Consider the following 19,506-nt stretch of genomic DNA (forward strand, 5'->3'; position numbering starts at 1 on the left):
GAGCGGACACACTACTACTTATTGTTTTTGACTCTGGATTTATAGGTGCGTAGCGAGTCTTCGCTCACGCAGAGAGCCTTTGCTATTCTTTCTTTTGAATAGCCCATGTGGACGAGTGTTTTAAACATCATCAAACGAGGTGACGAAATCTCATCTTTGTTCTCCAACTGCTCCACGAAAGATGCATCCTGCATGCGATAGTATTCCATAAATGCTGTGAAGTCGGGCTTACGCCATAGAAGCGTGTTGCCTCCTTGTTGGATTTCCTCATAGCGTTGTTTGCCTTTGGCAAGCAGTTGCGACTGCTTGTTGCGCAGCATTTCCACTTCCTTATGCAGTAATTTGATATCTTTTGCAGACTTTTCAGAAGAGTCTTGCAATTGTTCTATTTCTTTTTTGTTGACTAGCATTTCGTCTTTATGCAGCTTGATTTGTTGCTTGTAGTGTTGTCTGCGTATAAAATGAACTGTGATAACGATGACAATCAGTAGTGTGAGGATGACGCAAAAGGAAAGCAGAAGGTGTTCCTCTTTGCGGGCTTCATGTCGCATGTACTCTTGGTCGAGCATTCCTTGTATCTCCTTGATGCTGTCTTGCTTGTTTTTCTGTTCCAAGCTATCTTTCAGTGCAATGATTCGCTTAGCTACCTCATGGGCTTCGTGCTCCTTGTTTCGCTCAGAGAGATATTGATGTTGGGCCTCTAAAAATGAAATTTTGAAGCGTAAGTCAGTAACACTTTTTGCTTTTTCAAAATATAACATGGCTTTTTCGCCTTGGTGATTTTTGTAGTAGTGGTTGGCGAGAAGTCCATATATAATAGGATTTTTATTATTTTGTAGAGCCTTCTGGTATAGTTGTTCGGCTTCATTAGGATAAGTGTCGTCTAATAGTAAAGCCATGTTTGCCCATAGATAGACCAAATCGTCGTGCGTAAAAAAGTTGATGTTCCTATAGGCTTCCATAATATAATATTTAGCGCTATCTTTGTTATTCTCGCCAATATGGATAGCTGCGATTTCTCCTAAGGTATATGTTTTATAGGTTATATTGTTGATTCTATTGGCTATTTGCAATTTCTTTTGGTTATATTGTAATGCTTCATTGCTGTTATAGTTTTTGTCGTTGTAGTAGCCAAGATTGGTGTATATTTTAAAATTCAGTATATCATCGTGTAGCGGCTTGGCTATTTGTTCTGCTTTTTTTTCAAGAATAATGGCTTCTTTTATTCTGCCAAACTCATAGAGGATACCGCTTTTATAGTGCAATGAGAGTGCTAGTTTGCGGGCATCATAGGTCTTGGTATAGTAATCAATGCAGTAGGTAATGGCAGAATCGCTGTTTATTTTCTTTTGTTTTTGCCAGTCAATTTCTGTTTTAAGCAGCAGATAGTAGGCAGAATCCTTTGACGTCTTGATTTCGCTTGTATTGATGTTTTGTAAAAGTGATGCTGCAACTTGAAGTGAATCTTGATCAAGAAGTTTGTCAACTGTTTCAAGCTTGTGATTGATTTCACTGCTGCAATTGACAAGTAGCGTGCATATGGATAGTAGTAAGATAGAATTTACTTTTGTTTGAAGTCTCATATTTATTATCTATTTGGCGACAAAGTTATAAAAAAATCGGCGAAATTGAGGACAAAACGTAGCATTTTTATATCAAGAATATGGGTAAAAGAATATCTAATGTATTTAAGTACAAGAAATTAAGGCTATTTTCGTTTTGTAACATCTGTAGTGTTAAAATGCGTTTACGACAGGGCGCTTGAAGATAAAACATGTACTTTTGCATTGTGATTTAACCACCGGCTTCTTTGTTAAATGAAGTGTGCACACGGTGAAAATGTGAATTTTAAATAGCCTCGGAGTTGGATAAATCTTGTGCAGTTTTCATATGGAAGAGGCATAAAACAAAAAACAATGAAAAATTTCAAATTGTTATCAGTTTTTATTTTGTTTACTTTATTCTCGTGTAATGCGGAAGAGAATGCGTGTGAAACAACGTTGAATCAACAACAAAACGAACTGGCAATTTCGAACGAATTTGCAAAGGTTCAGAAGCAGATGATTTCTCTTAATGAAGAAATCACTGCAGAAAATCGTTCGCAAACACGGAGCGTGTGGGGATGGTTCAAAAGAATCGTCGGTGTTACTGTAGCTGACGCAGTAGGCGGAATCGTATGTTCGTGGTTTGGTCCTGCTGGAACTGCAGCGGGTGCAACTGCTACATCAGGTTTGGTTGCTGCATTTCTTGATGAGCCAGTTATAGAAATATATACTCGCTCAAAAGGTGATGATGAGTTGTTCCCTCCGATGAACCCAGATGATAAATCTATGAATAACTTGTTCCCGGGTGATGTGTCGGAGGAACTCTTGACCATAGGCGACAGCATTGGATATTTTCATAATAGGATATTGCTGGATATCAAGAATGAGAATCAGGGACAAAAACTCTCACGTGATTCTATCCTTGAATGTATTGCACAGAAGACGAGCGAGTTTTATCGGGTTGACAAAAACGAGATAAAACAGGATTTTGCGAACAACAAGGAACTCTTTGATTTTGTTGCAGGAGGCGATTATCAATCTGTTAATGGCGAGGATCTTCACGATATTATCGCAGCTTGGATTGCAAAATATCCAAATAAACAAGGAGAACTGACACTTCTGGAAACCTTTTTTTCCGGTCTTAACAATATTGATGTAGATGAGAATGATGGTGATTATCTCATGAAGGTTTTAAAGCTTGTGGATAATTCAGAGCTGAGCGAGGAAATAAAGAGAAATCTGCGAAATGCTTTCATTGTTGGCAATGCAAGCTACCAATTGTGGAACGTGCCAGATACGCGAGAATAACTTAACAAGTGTTACAAGTGCTGTATAGGTAGTTAAATAATCATTACTAACGATATAAAATAGTGTTTAATATAGATGATAGTTAGATATTCTGCATATATTTGCACCAGAAAAATAATAACGAACAAGAGTAGATTATGAGAAAAGTATTGTTTATGGCTGTGATGCTCTGCATGACAGCAGTGGGTGCAAAAGCCCAAACAGAGAATGTGCCTTTGCATTTCGATGCATCGTTTACAATGGGTATGCCAGCCAAGGACCTTTCGCCCATGGGCGCATCGTTCGACCTCAATTTCTCACCCATCAACCGTCTGTCTATCCATGCGTTGGCACACACCGACTTCTTTATTCCGAAGAATGGCGCTACGAAAGATTATAACAATGCAACGAATATCGGAGGCGGATTGGGCTATCAGTTGATCAGCAACGAGCGCGGTCGCCTGGGTGCATTGGAGCTGCGCGGCACAGCATCTGTATCGGTGGGAAAGAGCGATTTTGCAAACTCTACCTATTCGCTGGGCCTGTATTTCTATAAGCATCCCACGGCACAACGCTTCCAACCTATTGTCGGCGTGGGCTTTTCGATGCGCAATTTCCATGGCAACCAGCCTACTTGTTATGCCCCCTTCGTGTCGCTTGGATTCCGCTTCTGATGTTCCCCCGACACTGCACAAAAGCCCCGTAGCAACGTTGCTACGGGGCTTTTGTGCGTTATATATTATATATATAATTCGGTGTGCCTATTTTGTAGGCATGTCGGCATGTATTGTCTCCACAGAACCCGTAACGGGGTTAAGGGTCATGTGGGTGACATAGCGTTTGAAGAGTGAGCCGCTGCGCAGTTCTACAAAACCAAACTGTGCGGCATAGAGGTTGAACGATGCCAACTGATGGTCTTCGCGCAACAGGGTAAACTTGATTCTTCCGGGTACGTTGACAAAGAATCCACCGTCCTTTTTATTCTCAGGAATATCATATTTCTGCAACGTGGTATGGTGCTCATCTTCAATGTTCATGTAGTAGGGGATGCCCGACAGATCGTCTTTATCTACCAGACCGATCTTCTTGTTGAGGCGGAAAACAACTTCGCGCTTCACTTCTTTCTCCGGACAAATCGTGATAACCTGCTCTACAGTATCGCGTGTAGTGGTGCCAAGAAACATCGACATGAGTGCTTCGCGCTCTTTGTCGAGCTGGTCAATCATCAGTTGCAACTGATCTTTATCGGTCGGCACGTCTTCCGCCTCACCGCTGATGAGCATTTGACGATGGTTTTGTATCTCAAGAATCTGCTGCACGGTCAGTTCAGCCATCTTTGCCACACTACCTGCCGACAATACTTCGGCACTGAGATACTGTTTGGAATCGACAGGTGCCTTGCGTGGCGCAGGTTTGAAAGGCTCTTTCACTTTCACTTTAGCCGGTTCGGCATTGACCGCCTGAAGCACACCGTCGTCGCTCAACTTCACTTCTGCAGTAGCACTCTTACCTTTCAGCATGACGGTATAACACTTTGATGTGTCGCGAACACCAACAGGTGTGAGTCCGTAACTGACGATGCTGTGGGTCACTTCCTCTTCCTGTGCAATGCCAGAGAGACGTAGAAATTTCTCCGCATATTTACAAAATTCGCCCGGCTTGTAGGTCTTTTTCTCAACCAGCAGATTGAGTTGAAACACCGTTTTGGGTAGGAAATATACCACACCCTCTGGAGTCCTTCCGGGTTTCAAAGGTGTTGATACCGCCTGTGCCATGGTGATGATGCTCACGAAGAGCAAGGGCAGTGTGAGTATGTACTTCTTCATATTAGTCAATAGTTGTTATGTTTTTATTCTTTTAATCTTTTGAATGCTCGAGGCAGATAATCGATGATGTCGCTTGCCGTGAGGCTCTCTTCTCCCAAGTCGCGTGCAGCGAGGTCGCCAGCCAGTCCGTGGAGATACACACCCACAATACAAGCATGTTGAGGCTCATAGCCACGTGCCAATAGTGCGGTAATGATTCCGGTCAGCACATCGCCACTTCCAGCAGTTGCCATCCCCGCATTACCTGTCGAATTGAAACGTATATGTCCGTCGGGCATACAGATGGCGGTATATCTTCCCTTTACGATGACATAGCCATGCAGTCGTTCTGCCAGTTGGTGGGCTTTGGTTAGTCGTTCAAAGCTATCTACCGATGCACCTTCCAGTCGGTCCAGTTCCTTGGCGTGTGGGGTGAGTATGATGCCTTTGGGCAGCTGTTGCTTCCATGCGCGATGACTTGCCAGGATATTGATGGCATCTGCGTCAGCCACAATGGGGCAGGTGGCGCGTCGCAACTGTGCGATGAATGGTATGGCAGTAGCTTCGTTTTGTCCTATACCAGGTCCAATGCCCAGTGCTTGGAAGTTTTCTGTATCTACCGCTTCAGTGATGATAGTCTCTTCATGGTCGAGCTGCAACACCGCTTCGGGCACTGCCACTTGCATGATCTGACAGTTCTTGCGTGGAGTATGAACCGTCACTTTTCCAGCGCCAGCACGCAGACATGCCTTGGTAGCGAGTATGGCAGCACCTGCCATGCCGTAACTTCCAGCCATAATCAGTGCGTGTCCCATCTGTCCCTTGTGGGCGAAAGGATTGCGTTCTTTCAACAATGGCCTGACATCAGACTCTTCGATGACGGTGTAGTTGGCATCTATTTTACTGATACCCTCCTGACTCAGTCGAATGTCGAGTGTTCGCAATCGGCCGATAAACTGTTGGTTTTCAGGGAAGAGAAACGAGAGTTTGGGTTGTTGCAGCGTCAGTGTGACCGATGCTCTGATGATGTTAGAGCTGACATTGTAGGTATTGTCTTCACTCATCAAGCCAGAAGGCATGTCGATAGCCACGACCTCAGCCGGCGAAGCATTGATGTACTTCACCAGTGAGGCAAATCCACCCGCCAGCGGTTTGTTGAGTCCCGACCCGAAAAGTCCGTCGATGACAAGCATTCCCTTCTCCAGTTGTGGCGGGTCGAACTCTTGTGTTACCTCTACAAATTTCTTGATGTGCTTACATTCCTGCACTCTCCGTTTGTTGATCAGACAGTCGGGCGATAGTCTGCCTCTGATGTTGAAGAGAAAAACAGCCACTTGATACCCTTGCTCGCCGAGGAGTCGTGCCACGGCAAGCGCATCACCGCCGTTGTTGCCAGGGCCGGCAAAAACGACAACTTTCACTGAGCTGTCCCATGTATTGGCAATGGTTCTTGCCAATGTGGAAGCTGCTCTTTCCATCAGATCGATACTCTGAATGGGCTCATGCTCAATGGTATATCGGTCAAGCTCACGAATCTGAGCGCTTGTAAATATCTTCATTTCACTGCAAAATTAGCAAAAATATAGTAATATATAGTCATACTTTGCTGAAAATTTAGTAATTTTGCAAGAAATTTTATATTTCTTATATATGGGAGTCGTAAAGATCAAGGACAAAACATTCGAGACATCGATATCAGAATCGCAAATCAAACAACGCCTCAAGGAGCTCGGCAGCCAGATCAGTGCCGACCTGAAGGATGACAATCCGCTGTTTATGGCGGTGCTCAACGGATCGTTTATATTTGCCGCTGACCTATTGCGCGAGGTGACGATTCCCTGTGAAGTGACCTTTGTCAAGGTGGCAAGCTATGAAGGTACAGCCTCTACTGGTAAGGTGAAGCAGTTGATCGGTGTGAACCAAGACCTCACCGGACGCACAGTGGTTATTGTGGAAGACATCATCGAGAGCGGTCTGACCATGCGCAGCATCCTCAACGAACTGCACGACCGCCATGCCGAGCGTGTGTTGATATGTACGCTGACGATGAAACCCGACCGCTTGCAGGAGCAGCTCGATATTAACTATGTGGCATTCACCATCCCCAACGACTTCATTGTGGGCTATGGTTTGGATTATGACCAGCAAGGTCGTCAGTTGAAGGAAATTTACAAAGTAAAGACAGATAACGAGTAAGGATAAACTTTTTAATTTTATTTGGAAAAGAAATGAAGAATATTGTAATCTTCGGAGCTCCCGGCTCCGGTAAAGGAACACAGAGCGATTTGCTCATCGAGAAGTATGGCTTGGGTCATATCTCTACTGGCGATGTGCTTCGCAACGAGATTAAAAACGGAACAGAGTTGGGCAAGACCGCTCAAAGCTATATTGAAAAGGGTGCGTTGATTCCCGACGAGCTGATGATTAGCATCCTTGCCAATGTGTATGACTCATTTGGCAAAGATCACGCCGGAGTAATCTTCGACGGTTTCCCCCGCACCATTCCACAAGCTGAAGCACTGAAGAAAATGCTTGATGAGCGTGGACACAAGGTAGCAGCCATGATAGAACTCGACGTACCCGAAGAGGAGTTGATGACTCGACTCATCAAGCGCGGAAAGGAAAGTGGTCGTGCCGACGACAACGAGGAGACTATCAAGAAGCGCCTCGTAGTATATCATTCACAGACCATGCCCCTCGTAGAGTGGTATAAGAAGGAAGGCCTTCACCACCACATCGACGGACTTGGCACTCTGGATCGCATCTTCGGCGACATCCAGAAAGTAATCGATAATCTTTAATACGACTGATATGCCGGAAAGCAATTTCGTTGACTATGTGAAAATCTGTTGCCGTTCGGGTAAAGGCGGACGTGGGTCTATGCACCTGCGCCATGTGAAATACAACCCTAACGGCGGCCCCGACGGGGGCGACGGAGGCAAGGGCGGAAGCATCATTCTGCGTGGCAACCACAACTATTGGACGTTGTTACACCTGAGATACGAGCGCCATATCTTCGCCGAACACGGCGGTAATGGCGGTCGCGACAAGTGTCACGGCACCGACGGCAAGGATATCTACATCGACGTGCCCTGTGGCACGGTGGTCTATAATGCTGAAACCGGCAAATATGTCTGCGATGTAACCTACGACGGACAAGAGGTGATGCTCCTTAAAGGCGGTCGCGGCGGATTGGGTAACTATCAGTTCCGATCAGCCACCAACCAGGCTCCGCGCTATGCGCAGCCCGGTGAACCGATGCAGGAAATGACTGTGATCCTCGAACTGAAGTTGTTGGCAGATGTCGGCCTTGTCGGTTTTCCCAATGCCGGCAAATCCACACTGGTCTCAGCCTTGTCGAATGCCCGTCCGAAGATAGCCAATTATCCCTTCACCACGATGGAGCCCAGCCTCGGTATCGTGGGCTATCGCGACCACAAATCGTTTGTGATGGCAGATATTCCCGGTATCATTGAGGGAGCCAGCGAAGGCAAAGGACTCGGTTTGCGATTCCTCCGCCACATTGAGCGCAACTCACTATTGCTCTTTATGGTGCCTGGCGATACCGACGATATCAAGCGTGAATACGAGATACTGCTCAATGAATTGCGGCAGTTTAATCCCGATTTGATCGATAAGCACCGTGTGCTGGCGGTCACCAAGTGTGATTTGCTCGACGAGGAACTGATCGACATGTTGCGCGAGACTCTGCCCGACGATCTCCCCGTGGTATTCATATCGGCTGTTGCCAACCAAGGTCTTGACGAGCTCAAAGATGTGCTTTGGGCAGAACTCAACGACGAAAGCAATAAGTTGGCTACTGCCATCGGTGAAGAGAATATCGTACACCGCGACAAGGATATGTCGATGTTTGCACAGGAAATGGCGGATGAGGGCGAAGATGAAGATATCATCTACCTCGACGACGACGACCTTGAGGATGTTGACGACCTTGAAGATTTTGAATACGAAGATGAAGAATAATCTGCCCCAGTGGCACGATTACGATATGGGAAACGGCGTGATTGCCTTCAGCACCACCAGAAAAGGTGGATGCAGCGAGGGCAATTACGCCGCTTTTAATATCAATAGATATTGTGGCGACGACCCTGCCCACATCGAAGCCAACCGCACAGCGCTCTGCCAACGCCTTGGCATCGGTATGGCGCAACTCGTAGTGCCCCACCAGGTGCATGCTGCCGAGGTCAAACAGATAGGCCGCGACTTTACCGAACAGCCTGCTGTGGTGCGTGACGAACTGACAGACGGTTTCGATGCGGTGATGACCGATGTGCCGGGCATCTGTGTTGGCGTGTCAACAGCCGATTGCATTCCCGTGTTGATCTATGATGCGGCACACCATGCCGTATGTGCTGTCCATGCCGGATGGCGTGGCACCGTACAGCGTATTGTGGTCAAAGCCATTGAACGCATGCGTGCTGCTTACGGTACACAACCTTCTGAGCTTACCGCAGCAATAGGTCCTGGTATCAGTATCGACCATTTTGAAGTGGGCGATGAGGTCTATCAGCAGTTTGTTGATGCTGGCTTTGAGATGGAACCAATCAGCCGGCGATACCAGAAATGGCATATTGATCTGCCCGAATGTAATCGCCGCCAGTTGATCCAACTTGGTGTTGCCCCTCAGTGCATCATCTCTTCAGGCATTTGCACTTATGCGCAGTCGGATATGTATTTCTCTGCGCGCCACCTTGGAATAGACAGTGGTAGGATATACAACGGCATCATGCTGACTCCCCATCGCGATTGACGGTGAAGGGGCATGCTGTTGCGATTGATATAGTCGGTTTCTGCGTGTGTTTTTTGAGTATCGTTGAAACCGCAAAGTATCAGGCATTTACACCATTTGAAACGGTCTGCTTGCTTGCAAATTCAATGAATTTGCTGAGTAAAATCAATGAATTTGGTCTGCAATTTCAATGAATTTGCTGAGGAAAATAAATTGATTTGCTAAGGAAAGTAAATTGATTTGCTAAGGAAAGTAAATTGATTTGCTGAGGAAAACAAATTGATTTGCTGAGGAAAATAAATTGATTTGCTGAGGAAAACAAATTGATTTGCAATGGCAGGTGATAATTGCAAGGGAGGAATGAGGTATCGGCTGGTGGTCAAATGGTGGTCAGAGAACGTCGTGTGTAACGTATCAGTCCGATGTTTCCACGCAAATCTATCCAGGCATCACTATGTGGGAAATCGGTTTCGGATAGTGCTTTCATCTGGTGTGCCACCAAGAAACGCTTACCATCTTGCTTGCGCGGACCTGCGCCGTAGATTTGTATGAACGAATAGATGCGACCTTTTTGAAATCTGCCCTTGTGGTCGATTGTCACCGTCACTATAGGTGCGTAGCCAGAAACACCTTGCAGACTGATGCCGAAGGGTGTGCAGAAATTGCCCAGACTGTAGGCAATGAACCGTCCTTTATAGACTTCAATGCCCCTAACCACATGCGGACCGTGACCATAAACCACGTCGGCACCGTGGTCAATGCAGTAGTGTGCCAGTTGGCGCAATGCTCCACGACGCTCGCCCAGAAAGCCCTCCATGCCGTTGGGTACATGACTCTGTGCCGTCCCCTCGGCTCCACCGTGGAACGAAACGATGATGATGTCGCACTGTTGGCGCAGCTGTTTCAACAGTTTACCCACTTTCTTCAGGTCGAGATGACTGACTGTATAGCTGTTGTGACCTAAGGCGCAGAGACCGATGCGCACACCTTGGCGCATGACAACGGCTGTTTCCGATCGTCCGGCAATGCCTGCAAAGGCGATGCCCTGCTGTCGCAAAGCGTGCTCGGTGGATATGACTCCCTCTATGCCGAAGTCGAAACTATGGTTGTTTGCCATGCTCACAAAGTCGTAGCCGGCATCTTTCAGCCACCAGGCGTAGCTTGTTGGTGTGCGAAAAGCATAGTTGTTGGCTTTGCCCTCCTTGCGTGTTTCACCCTTGTCGCATAGTGTTCCTTCAAGATTGCCCACTGCCAAGTCGGCTTGCCTGAGGATGTCGCGTGTGTCGCGAAACAGGTATTTGCCATCCCTCCACGGTAGTCGTGGTGTGGGATAGGTGGTGCCCATCATGATATCTCCCGTAAGAGCGATGGTCAGTGAAGCAGAAAGGCAGGTCAAAGAATGACCTGCCCATATAGTAAGAGTGAGTAATAATCGGAACATGAAGATGCTGTTACTTCGCCACGCGGCGTGCGCCTACATAGCGGCGATTATAGTAGCCTTCGGTAGAACTGCTGATTTTCACACCTTCGTTGGTGCTGGCGTGGATAAAGGTGAAGGTGTTGTTGATGGGATCATAGTCCATCACAATACCTACGTGACCTACACCGCGTCCGGAGCGAGGACTGGTGAAGAACACCAAGTCGCCACGTTGCATCTCCCAGCGCTTGATGGGGATGTTGCGTGCATACTGGTCGCGCGACGAACTGCCGATGTTGATATCGTGTTGTCCAAACACATAGCTGGTGAAACCAGAGCAGTCGAAGGCGTAAGGGCCTTTGCTTCCGCTGCGATAGCGTGTGCCGATGAGAGCTGTGGCCTGATCCATGATGCTGTTTGAAGTGGCAAATGTTGCCGTACCGTCATAATCATCGGTATATAAGAAGTCGAAATTCTCTATCTCTTCATAGACAGTTTCGGTACGTTGGGTCTTTCTTGTCTTCTTTCTCTTGCCTTTTGCCCATGTCATATCCACAGAGGACAGCAACACAAGCATGATGCATAGTAGAATTTTCTGTTTCATTTTCTTTAGTTTAGGTTATTTGGTTGGTTTAGTTATATTTCAGGATTTGACCTGGTCTGAGTCTGGTGCTCTTGCTGATGTGATTCAGTTTGCAGATGGCATCAACAGATGTACCGCGCTTGCGAGCGATAGAATAGAGCGATTCACCCTTTGATACTTTGTGGAAACGAGCTGCTGCAGAGCGGCTGCTTGTGGCCTTCTGGCGTGCAGCAGGAGTGCTGTTGTCAGCCAAATCGAGGTCGTCGCCATATGACCTGCCGCCGGCTACACCACGCAGACGGGTAGCTTCTGCCGACTCGCGATTGTAGGTAGATTTGCGGAATACATAGTAGTCGTCAACCACGTCTTGGTTTCTGAAGTCGAACATCAGGGCAGGGTTGAGTGCTATGCCACACAGACGCGTCTCGAAGTGGAGGTGTGAACCAGTGCTGCGTCCGGTGTTTCCGCCCAGTCCGATGGGATCTCCGGCACGCACCTCTTGGTTTTCAGCCACCAATTGTGCAGACATGTGACCGTAGATGGTTTCCAGTCCGTTGTTGTGTCTGATGACTACGTATTTTCCGTAGCCACGTCCTTCGTAGCGCACGATGCGCACCTTGCCACTGAAGGCAGCGCGGATGGTATCGCCGATATATACTTTGATGTCCAGTCCCTTATGTTGGCGTCCCCAACGCGAACCGAAGTTGCTGGTGATAACGCGGTTGGTGGTGGGCATGCAGAAGTTGCGCAGGTTGATGCGGAAAGTGTCGGGGAGGTTGGTTGCTTTATGGGCATATCTGTTATCCCAGTCGTTATAGAGGTCGGCAGCCGGTGATTCATAGCTCTCTGCCTGAATGAGGCGACGGAGAGCCATGCTATCTACTGCTTTCATCTTTCTGTCTATAGGGGCCTGACGTGCCAACAAATCCTGTCCCATCGTCGGGAGAGTACATACGGTTGCAACGGTTAGGAATGCTATTTTCTTTAGATTTTTAAAAAACATAATTATTCTTTTCGGTTCGTATTCTCGTTCGGTTTCAATAAAAACAGAACGATGCAAAGTTACGAAATTATTTCTAAAATCGGTAAAGTGTTAACACTATTTGTGTGTAATTTAACACTTTACGTAGCGGATTTTGCCTTTTTTTTGATTTGTCGCAGGTAGTCTTTTGTCTGTTTTTGCCCTCGTTTTTATGGGACGATCGTGCATTTTCTATGGGAAAAATAGATTTTCCCAGTTCGTTTTCCCCACTTTTTACGAGATGGCAGACCAGTTGATATTGGTCTTGCGAAGTTGGCGCAGACGGTCCCAAAGCATGTGGTAGCGCTCCGACTGACAGGTGGGGTCTGCGTCGATGATGCGTTGTGCCTCGTCGCGTGCCATCTGTACAATCTGTCCGTCGCGTGCGATATCGGCAATTTTGAGGTCGAAAGCCATGCCGCTCTGCTGTGTTCCCTCCAGATCGCCCGGTCCACGCAGTTTCAAGTCGGCTTCGGCAATGCGGAAACCATCGTTGGTCTCACACATGATGTCTATGCGTTTGCGCGTCTCTTCAGCCAGTTTGGGTGAGGTCACAAGGATGCAGTAGCTCTGTTCGGCACCTCTGCCCACACGTCCGCGCAGTTGGTGGAGCTGGCTGAGTCCGAAGCGTTGCGCCTCCATGATGACCATCACCGAGGCATTGGGCACGTTGACTCCCACCTCAATCACGGTCGTTGCCACGAGCATCTGTGTCTCACCGCGTGCAAAGCGCTGCATCTCTTCGTCTTTCTCCTTGGCTTTCATCTTGCCGTGTACCTTGCTCAGTCGGTATTCCGGAAACACCTGACACAGCGTGGCATAGCCATCTTCCAGGCTTTTCAAGTCGATGCGCTCGCTCTCTTCGATAAGCGGAAAGACCACATAGACCTGTCGTCCCTGTTGCATCTGCTTGCGCAGTCCATCGTAGAGCGATGGTATTCGGCTGTCGAAGGCATGGGTGGTGACCACGGGCTTGCGTCCTGGCGGCAGTTCATCGATGATGCTGACATCGAGATCGCCGTAGAGTGTCATAGCCAGGGTGCGGGGAATGGGTGTGGCTGTCATTACGAGGATATGTGGCGGATTGTCGCTTTTGCTCCATAGTTTGGCGCGTTGTGCCACACCGAAACGGTGTTGTTCATCGACCACCACCATGCCCAGTCGTGCAAACTGTACTGTGTCTTCTATCACGGCATGGGTGCCCACGAGAATCTGCAACGTCCCGTCAGCCAGATCGTTGAGCACTTGTTCTCGCCGTTTGCCTTTCACCATACCCGTCAGCAGTCCGACGCTGATGTCCATGCCCTCAAGAAAGCTGCTGATGGTGCGCAGGTGTTGTTCGGCAAGAATCTCGGTTGGCGCCATGATACAGGCTTGATAGCCATTGTCGAGTGCCATCAGCATGGTCATGAGTGCCACCAGTGTCTTGCCCGAACCCACGTCGCCTTGTAGCAACCGATTCATCTGTCTGCCCGAAGCAGTGTCTTTGCGTATCTCACGGAGCACTCGTTTCTGTGCTTCGGTCAGTTGGAAGGGCAGGTGGTTGTGGTAGAAACCGTTGAAGCACTCGCCGATATGCGAGAAAACATAGCCGCGGTATTTGCGCCGATGATCGCTCGCGTACCTTAATATATTAAGCTGAACGTAGAAAAGTTCTTCAAATTTGAGTCGCAGCCGTGCGCGTTCCAGTTCTTTGGCATTGTGCGGATAGTGAATCTGTCGCAACGCCTCGTCTCGGCTGATGAGGTGGTTGGGGCGCGTGATGAAGTCGGGTAGTGTCTCGGCAATAGGCTGCTTGAGCAAATCGAGTAGTGTTTTGGTCATCTTGTCGAGCGCCCGTGAGTTCAACCCACGTTTCTTCATCTTCTCTGTCGTATTGTAGTAGGGTTGCATCCCCATATCCGAGAGTTGGATGTTTTCGGCAGGTTCAAGGTCAGGATGCACCACCTGTACCCTGCCGTTATATATGGTGGGTCGCCCGAAAACGATGTATGGAATGCCCGTTTTGTAGCGTTTGGGCACATCCTTGGCATAGTTGAACCAGGTAAGGTCCATCACGCCCGTGCCATCGGAAAGGTGAGCCACTACGCGCGTCTTGCGGTGTCCCATGTCAAACGACTCGAAACTGAGTATTCTGCCGCATACTTGGACAAACGGCATGTCGCCCGTCAGTTCGTGGATGGTATAGATTCTACTTCTGTCGATATGTTTGTAGGGGTAATATTGCAACAGGTCGCCAAGGGTATTGATGCCCAGTTCTTCGCTAAGCACCTTTTTGCGGTTGGGTCCAACCCCCGCCATATACTGGATATCCTGTTGCAGTATGTCGGTCATCGGCAGAGCGTTTCGGCAATAGCCAAGTCAAAGGGAGTGGTAATCTTGATATTTTCTCGGTTGCCCTCTACCATTGTGATGGCATGTCCATAGGACTCTACCACCGACGCATCGTCGGTAAACGCCTCGGAGAAAGGTTGGCGGTTGGCAGCCTTCAGTAGTTGGATGTCGAAAGTTTGTGGAGTTTGCACCAAACGGTAGTCGCCTCTGGGCTTTGTGCCCTCGGTGATGTGGCGTAAAGTCTCAACCACCGGAGTCACCGGAATCACCGCTTTTGCCGTGCGTGCCGTGTCGTAGCAGCGGCGAATGACATCAATAGCAGGGAATGGGCGCACACCGTCGTGCACACCGACCACACCCTGTGCATCATCGGGGATGAGTGCCAGTCCGTGTTGCACACTATGGAAGCGAGTCTCGCCGCCGTCAGCCAACATGTAGGGCACATCAAACTGATACTGCCCACACAGCTCATGCCAGTAGGTCTGTTGGGCTTTAGGCAACACAAGGATAATCCGGAGCGCTTCCGAAAAATGGTGGAAGCGTTCGATAGTGCGCATCAGCACGGGTTTTCCGCCGATGGGGAGAAACTGTTTGGGAATGTCGCTGCCCATGCGCAGTCCTTTGCCACCGGCTACGATGATGATATAGTCGGTCATCCCATGAGGTGTTTATAGCGCATACCTTCTGCAATGGCATCTGCCACATCCACACCTTTGAGCTGTGCCAGCAGTTCGTAGGCAAATGGGAATGCTGCCGCAGGCCCTTCACCGGTGGTGATATTGCCGTCGATGGTCACCAGGTCAGCCGTGTAATGCGTGTTGGTCATACTGCCTTCAAATCCCGGATAGCACGTGGCTTTCTTACCGTCGAGCAGTCCGATAGCTGCCAATACTACTGCAGGCGATGCGCAGATGGCTGCCACGAGTCGTCCCTCTTCCGCCTGCTTGCACAGTGCTTCGCAGAGCGGCTTGCATTGATAGAGGTTGGTAGCACCAGGCATACCACCCGGCAGAAACAGCAGGTCGGCATCAGTCAAGTCGCACTGTTCGAAACAAGTATCAGCCTCGATGTTCACACCGTGTGCTGATGTCACAACGTTCTGACCGGTAACGCTGACGGTAGTGACTTCGATACCGCCACGACGCCAGATGTCAACAGGGATAAGCGCTTCGATGTCTTCAAATCCCGTAGCAAGGAATACGTATGCTTTTGCCATAGTTATATCATGTGTTGGTTAGTTTTCTGAATATGATGCCCATAGTGGCCGTATGCTTATTTCAGTGCGATGAGATATTTCTCGACGGTGGGTTTCAGTCCCATGTAGAGTGCATCGCAGATGAGTGCATGTCCGATGCTCACCTCGTCGGTCCAAGGAATACGAGAATGGAAATAGTGGAGGTTTTCGAGCGAAAGGTCATGGCCGGCGTTGAGGCCTAAGCCTATGCGTCGTGCCTCCTCTGCAGCAGCCACAAAAGGAGCAATGGCAGCCTCTCTGTTGCTGTTGTATCCTGAAGCGTAAGGCTCGGTGTAGAGTTCTACGCGGTCTGCTCCGCATGCCTTTGCCCCTTCCACCATCTTCGGATCAGCATCCACAAAGATGCTGGTGCGTATGCCAGCCTGTGAGAAGGTGTGGCAGATGTCGGTCAGGAAATTGCGGTTTTCCAGTGTATCCCAACCGTGGTTGGAGGTGATTTGGTCGTGACCGTCGGGCACAAGTGTCACCTGTGTGGGTACAACTTCCAGAACCAATTTGACAAACGAGTCGATGGGATTTCCCTCGATGTTAAACTCTGTGGCGATGATGGGGCGCAGGTCGCGCACGTCCTGATAGCGTATGTGACGCTCGTCGGGGCGTGGGTGTACGGTAATGCCTTGTCCACCAAACGATTCGATGTTGCGTGCAGCCTCGATGACATCAGGGTTGTTGCCTCCTCGTGCATTGCGCAGAGTAGCCACTTTATTGATGTTTACGCTTAGTTTTGTCATCTTCTTCAAAAATTTGTCTTAACAGATAGTGATGTTTCGCCAAAAAATACTAATTTTGTGGCGTATATTCAGCGCAAAGGTACTAAAACTTTGTGAATTAACGCCTAATAAATTAGATTTTTTATATGACTTCAAGAAAACTGCGATTTGCCATTGTCGGCAACACCTACCAAGCTAAAAAGTCGGCATCTGTACAAAAGATACTGAATTGTTTAGCTATGCATGAGGCTGAAGTATGTATGGAGCGCGAGTTCCATCGATTCCTCGTTCATGGTCAGCACCTGTCACTTGACGGGGTAGAGGTGTTTGACGGCAATGATTTTGAAGCAGACTTTACGGTGTCGATGGGTGGTGATGGTACTTTTCTGAAAACCGCTTCTATGGTGGGAGAAAAGCAAATTCCCATCATCGGTGTCAACACTGGAAGACTTGGATTCCTTGCAGATATCAATCCACCGGAGATAGATCCCATGGTGCAAGCCATTTATGAGGGCGACTATGCTATCGATACCCGTACGGTGCTACAGGTAGAGACCGACGGACAGCCGTTGGCAGGATGTCCTTTTGCGCTGAATGATGTGGCCATCCTCAAGCGTGATGTGGCAGCGATGATTACTGTGCGCACCACGATCAATGGCGACTACGTGACAACCTATCAGGCTGACGGACTGGTCATCAGTACGCCAACCGGCAGTACGGCGTATTCCCTTTCAGTGGGCGGTCCGATCATCGTGCCCGGCACTCATGTGTTTTCCATCACGGCGGTAGCCCCCCATTCGCTCAATGTGCGTCCTTTGGTACTTTCCGAAGATTCAGAAATCACCCTCACCGTAGAGAGCCGTTCCCACAATTTCCTGGTGGCACTCGACGGTCGTTCGGAGAAATTGCCCGATTCCACCCGACTGACGCTTCGTAAAGCCCCATACCGGGTGAAGGTAGTGAAGCGCGCAGGTCAGAAATACTTCCATACCCTGCGCGACAAAATGATGTGGGGAGCCGATCAACGCGGATGATGCGTGGATGGAGGAAATGATTTGTCCGCCTCGCAAAAGTCAGTTGTCCGCCTTGTCAGCGTCAGTTGTCAGCCTCTCCAGAGTCCGTGGAGGTTGCAGTATTCACGTGCCGTAACCATTTTCGCATCGGTTATGAATTCAGCCACAGGAGCCTCTCCGGGCTTCAACTCGTGGCGCATCACGTCACGGTCGGTCAGCAGTTCAATCCATTCGATGTGGTGTTCAGGTGTCATGGGGTGTTCCACACTCCCCACGCTGACGCGGTAGCCGCCTTCAATGCGCTCTACTATGGGCACATGTTTCTCTACAGCACCATCGATACCTTTCTCGTTCATACGCTGCATGATTTTTCCGCAGCATGACATTTCAGCACCTTCGTGCAACACCTCTACGATATTTCCGCAGATGGTGCATCGGTAAATTTCTCTTTTCTTTGTTGCCATAGCTCTGAATAATTTAGTTTATAATAAATGGTTATCACCACAAAGTTACGGATTAATCCGTTACCTTGTGTCGTTTGATAGGTTTTCTTGTGTTTTTTTAACCATCATCCCACCATTCCAATCCATAGATTGAAAAGGTGGGACGATGTGATGTAGGTATGATAGGCTATGTGTTACTGCTTCAGTTGGTTTGCTCCTTGCGCTTGTCATACTTCAGGTAAAGCCCGGCAAGGATGGTTCCTGAAATGCTGTGCCACGCACAACTGATGGCGCATGGCAATACGGCGAGCGGTTGTGTAGCAAAGAAATTGCTTGCCAATACCGTGGCAAGACCGGCATTCTGCATACCCACCTCGATACTGATGGTGCGCTTCTTGGCAGTATTGAAACCGGCTGCGCGTCCGGCAAACCATCCTAACAGATAGCCCAATGAATTGTGGCAGAACACCACGGCACAGGTCCAGAAGAAGAGCATCACGCCGCCTTCCAACAGATCGTCATGGACTGTAGAGATGACACCGCCCACGATGATGGCGAGGCAAGTGACGCTAATGCCCGGCATGAGACTCTGTATGGTGGGAAAACATGCCTTTCGGCTGTAGATTTTGTTGAGTGCACAACCTATTGCCACAGGTATGATGGTCACAATCAGAATATTGATGAACATGCCGACGGCATCGATGTGGATGATTTCGCCTGCTGTAATCTGCATCAGCAGTGGTGTCATTACCGGTGCAAGGAGTGTTGAGGCACATGTCATGCCTACCGAGAAAGCCACATCGCCATGGCAGAGATAACTCATGATGTTGCTTGACACACCACCCGGACAGCATCCTACCAAGAGAATGCCCAAGGCTAACGGGGCATCGAGGTGCCATACATGTACCAGCAGCCATGCTACGGCAGGCATGATGAAAAATTGCGCACAGCTACCAATCAATACGTCAAGCGGCCGTTGTGCCAGGATGCGGAAATCATCGGTGGTGAGCGTAAGCCCCATGGTGAGCATGATGATGCCGAGAATGACGGTTTGGGTTGTGCCACGCACCCAGTCGAAGAGATGCGGGAAAAAGAAGGTGACGAGTGCCACGCCTATGACAAATACTGAAGCGTGGGCAGCCAACAGGCGGCTGACAGCCTGCATGTGTTTTATTGTGTTCATGTCTTTCTTTGTTGTTGAAACGGTTTGCAAAAGTACTCCATTTCTTGCAAACAAGCAAACAAAAAGCAGTTTTCTTGTCCAACAAGCGTTTCTCGAAGAGCGTCAGACCATGGATTGCGGTACGCATCGACAGCTGTGTACGACGTGTCGCACGGGCTGTT

The 19,506-nt window shown here is 48.7% G+C and carries 19 protein-coding genes; 7 read left to right on the plus strand and 12 right to left on the minus strand.

Annotated elements, in window-relative coordinates:
- Positions 1–14 precede the first annotated feature (14 nt).
- Positions 15–1,583, minus strand: a complete 1,569-nt coding sequence (locus CIK88_RS03050; RefSeq protein ID WP_094434424.1) for a hypothetical protein — start codon at positions 1,581–1,583, stop codon at positions 15–17.
- Positions 1,584–1,916: 333 nt separating this feature from the next.
- Here CIK88_RS03050 and CIK88_RS03055 point away from each other — a divergent pair, with 333 nt between their 5' ends.
- Together CIK88_RS03055 and CIK88_RS03060 are read left to right on the plus strand one after the other, a co-directional pair.
- Positions 1,917–2,852: a hypothetical protein gene (locus CIK88_RS03055; RefSeq protein ID WP_094434426.1), complete on the plus strand. Its 936-nt coding sequence runs from the start codon at positions 1,917–1,919 to the stop codon at positions 2,850–2,852.
- A 137-nt stretch (positions 2,853–2,989) separates the two neighbouring features.
- Entirely contained in the window at positions 2,990–3,505 is a 516-nt protein-coding gene (locus tag CIK88_RS03060) for a hypothetical protein (RefSeq protein ID WP_094434428.1), read from the plus strand.
- An 87-nt stretch (positions 3,506–3,592) separates the two neighbouring features.
- On the opposite strand, the gene CIK88_RS03065 is transcribed toward CIK88_RS03060, so the two are convergent.
- Both CIK88_RS03065 and CIK88_RS03070 read right to left on the minus strand, forming a co-directional pair.
- Positions 3,593–4,657: a DUF4831 family protein gene (locus CIK88_RS03065; protein ID WP_094391194.1), complete on the minus strand. Its 1,065-nt coding sequence runs from the start codon at positions 4,655–4,657 to the stop codon at positions 3,593–3,595.
- A gap of 23 nt (positions 4,658–4,680) precedes the next feature.
- The gene (locus tag CIK88_RS03070; RefSeq protein WP_094434430.1) at positions 4,681–6,195 is read right to left on the minus strand and encodes an NAD(P)H-hydrate dehydratase; all 1,515 of its coding nucleotides are present in this window, start codon (positions 6,193–6,195) and stop codon (positions 4,681–4,683) included.
- Positions 6,196–6,286: 91 nt separating this feature from the next.
- Between CIK88_RS03070 and hpt the strand changes: the two genes are divergently transcribed.
- The 4 genes from hpt to pgeF are packed head-to-tail and all read left to right on the plus strand — an operon-like array spanning position 6,287 to position 9,407.
- Positions 6,287–6,832 (plus strand): hypoxanthine phosphoribosyltransferase, encoded by a 546-nt coding sequence (gene hpt, locus CIK88_RS03075; RefSeq protein WP_094434432.1) that lies wholly within the window; start codon positions 6,287–6,289, stop codon positions 6,830–6,832.
- Positions 6,833–6,864: 32 nt separating this feature from the next.
- Positions 6,865–7,437: an adenylate kinase gene (locus CIK88_RS03080; protein ID WP_094434434.1), complete on the plus strand. Its 573-nt coding sequence runs from the start codon at positions 6,865–6,867 to the stop codon at positions 7,435–7,437.
- A gap of 10 nt (positions 7,438–7,447) precedes the next feature.
- Positions 7,448–8,620 (plus strand): GTPase ObgE, encoded by a 1,173-nt coding sequence (gene obgE, locus CIK88_RS03085; protein WP_094434436.1) that lies wholly within the window; start codon positions 7,448–7,450, stop codon positions 8,618–8,620.
- Complete coding sequence (pgeF, locus tag CIK88_RS03090; protein WP_094434438.1) at positions 8,610–9,407, plus strand: peptidoglycan editing factor PgeF; 798 nt, start codon at positions 8,610–8,612, stop codon at positions 9,405–9,407. Before obgE ends, pgeF begins: the two co-directional genes overlap by 11 nt.
- Before the next feature lie 358 nt (positions 9,408–9,765).
- Here the strand turns inward: pgeF and CIK88_RS03095 are convergent, their stop codons facing one another.
- The 7 genes from CIK88_RS03095 to CIK88_RS03125 form a co-directional block, all read right to left on the minus strand.
- On the minus strand, positions 9,766–10,827 hold the full coding sequence (locus tag CIK88_RS03095) for a CapA family protein (RefSeq protein WP_094434440.1): 1,062 nt from the start codon (positions 10,825–10,827) through the stop codon (positions 9,766–9,768).
- 10 nt (positions 10,828–10,837) lie between these two features.
- Positions 10,838–11,407 carry a C40 family peptidase gene (locus CIK88_RS03100; protein WP_094391201.1) on the minus strand — a complete coding sequence of 190 codons (570 nt, stop codon included), beginning with the start codon at positions 11,405–11,407 and terminating at the stop codon, positions 10,838–10,840.
- A 28-nt stretch (positions 11,408–11,435) separates the two neighbouring features.
- Positions 11,436–12,389 carry a M23 family metallopeptidase gene (locus CIK88_RS03105; protein WP_173815643.1) on the minus strand — a complete coding sequence of 318 codons (954 nt, stop codon included), beginning with the start codon at positions 12,387–12,389 and terminating at the stop codon, positions 11,436–11,438.
- A 252-nt stretch (positions 12,390–12,641) separates the two neighbouring features.
- Positions 12,642–14,741, minus strand: coding sequence for an ATP-dependent DNA helicase RecG (recG, locus tag CIK88_RS03110; RefSeq protein WP_094434442.1), 2,100 nt, complete (start codon positions 14,739–14,741; stop codon positions 12,642–12,644).
- Entirely contained in the window at positions 14,738–15,397 is a 660-nt protein-coding gene (locus tag CIK88_RS03115; RefSeq protein WP_094434444.1) for a 2-C-methyl-D-erythritol 4-phosphate cytidylyltransferase, read from the minus strand. Before CIK88_RS03115 ends, recG begins: the two co-directional genes overlap by 4 nt.
- On the minus strand, positions 15,394–15,957 hold the full coding sequence (locus CIK88_RS03120) for a DJ-1 family glyoxalase III (protein WP_094434446.1): 564 nt from the start codon (positions 15,955–15,957) through the stop codon (positions 15,394–15,396). Before CIK88_RS03120 ends, CIK88_RS03115 begins: the two co-directional genes overlap by 4 nt.
- 56 nt (positions 15,958–16,013) lie before the next feature.
- Positions 16,014–16,727 (minus strand): pyridoxine 5'-phosphate synthase, encoded by a 714-nt coding sequence (locus CIK88_RS03125; RefSeq protein WP_094434448.1) that lies wholly within the window; start codon positions 16,725–16,727, stop codon positions 16,014–16,016.
- A 125-nt stretch (positions 16,728–16,852) separates the two neighbouring features.
- Between CIK88_RS03125 and CIK88_RS03130 the strand changes: the two genes are divergently transcribed.
- A complete protein-coding gene (locus CIK88_RS03130) occupies positions 16,853–17,740 on the plus strand; it encodes an NAD kinase (RefSeq protein ID WP_094391206.1) in 888 nt (295 codons plus the stop codon).
- Positions 17,741–17,808: 68 nt separating this feature from the next.
- Here CIK88_RS03130 and CIK88_RS03135 read toward each other — a convergent pair whose 3' ends face one another.
- Complete coding sequence (locus CIK88_RS03135; RefSeq protein ID WP_094391207.1) at positions 17,809–18,183, minus strand: desulfoferrodoxin; 375 nt, start codon at positions 18,181–18,183, stop codon at positions 17,809–17,811.
- A 181-nt stretch (positions 18,184–18,364) separates the two neighbouring features.
- Positions 18,365–19,345, minus strand: a complete 981-nt coding sequence (locus CIK88_RS03140) for a bile acid:sodium symporter family protein (protein WP_094434450.1) — start codon at positions 19,343–19,345, stop codon at positions 18,365–18,367.
- Positions 19,346–19,506 lie beyond the last annotated feature (161 nt).

The organism is Prevotella sp. P5-50 (assembly GCF_002251295.1).
In the GTDB taxonomy this organism is placed as follows: domain Bacteria; phylum Bacteroidota; class Bacteroidia; order Bacteroidales; family Bacteroidaceae; genus Prevotella.

Bases quoted from the DNA above. Each gene is read 5' to 3' on its own strand.
- CIK88_RS03130 (WP_094391206.1), top strand. From the start codon at position 16,853: ATGACTTCAAGAAAACTGCGATTTGCCATTGTCGGCAACACCTACCAA.
- CIK88_RS03095 (WP_094434440.1), bottom strand. From the start codon at position 10,827: ATGTTCCGATTATTACTCACTCTTACTATATGGGCAGGTCATTCTTTG.
- CIK88_RS03055 (WP_094434426.1), top strand. From the start codon at position 1,917: ATGAAAAATTTCAAATTGTTATCAGTTTTTATTTTGTTTACTTTATTC.
- pgeF (WP_094434438.1), top strand. From the start codon at position 8,610: ATGAAGAATAATCTGCCCCAGTGGCACGATTACGATATGGGAAACGGC.
- CIK88_RS03080 (WP_094434434.1), top strand. From the start codon at position 6,865: ATGAAGAATATTGTAATCTTCGGAGCTCCCGGCTCCGGTAAAGGAACA.
- CIK88_RS03105 (WP_173815643.1), bottom strand. From the start codon at position 12,389: ATGTTTTTTAAAAATCTAAAGAAAATAGCATTCCTAACCGTTGCAACC.
- CIK88_RS03100 (WP_094391201.1), bottom strand. From the start codon at position 11,407: ATGAAACAGAAAATTCTACTATGCATCATGCTTGTGTTGCTGTCCTCT.
- CIK88_RS03135 (WP_094391207.1), bottom strand. From the start codon at position 18,183: ATGGCAACAAAGAAAAGAGAAATTTACCGATGCACCATCTGCGGAAAT.
- CIK88_RS03065 (WP_094391194.1), bottom strand. From the start codon at position 4,657: ATGAAGAAGTACATACTCACACTGCCCTTGCTCTTCGTGAGCATCATC.
- CIK88_RS03120 (WP_094434446.1), bottom strand. From the start codon at position 15,957: ATGGCAAAAGCATACGTATTCCTTGCTACGGGATTTGAAGACATCGAA.
- CIK88_RS03115 (WP_094434444.1), bottom strand. From the start codon at position 15,397: ATGACCGACTATATCATCATCGTAGCCGGTGGCAAAGGACTGCGCATG.
- CIK88_RS03060 (WP_094434428.1), top strand. From the start codon at position 2,990: ATGAGAAAAGTATTGTTTATGGCTGTGATGCTCTGCATGACAGCAGTG.
- CIK88_RS03050 (WP_094434424.1), bottom strand. From the start codon at position 1,583: ATGAGACTTCAAACAAAAGTAAATTCTATCTTACTACTATCCATATGC.
- CIK88_RS03140 (WP_094434450.1), bottom strand. From the start codon at position 19,345: ATGAACACAATAAAACACATGCAGGCTGTCAGCCGCCTGTTGGCTGCC.
- CIK88_RS03070 (WP_094434430.1), bottom strand. From the start codon at position 6,195: ATGAAGATATTTACAAGCGCTCAGATTCGTGAGCTTGACCGATATACC.
- recG (WP_094434442.1), bottom strand. From the start codon at position 14,741: ATGACCGACATACTGCAACAGGATATCCAGTATATGGCGGGGGTTGGA.
- obgE (WP_094434436.1), top strand. From the start codon at position 7,448: ATGCCGGAAAGCAATTTCGTTGACTATGTGAAAATCTGTTGCCGTTCG.
- hpt (WP_094434432.1), top strand. From the start codon at position 6,287: ATGGGAGTCGTAAAGATCAAGGACAAAACATTCGAGACATCGATATCA.
- CIK88_RS03125 (WP_094434448.1), bottom strand. From the start codon at position 16,727: ATGACAAAACTAAGCGTAAACATCAATAAAGTGGCTACTCTGCGCAAT.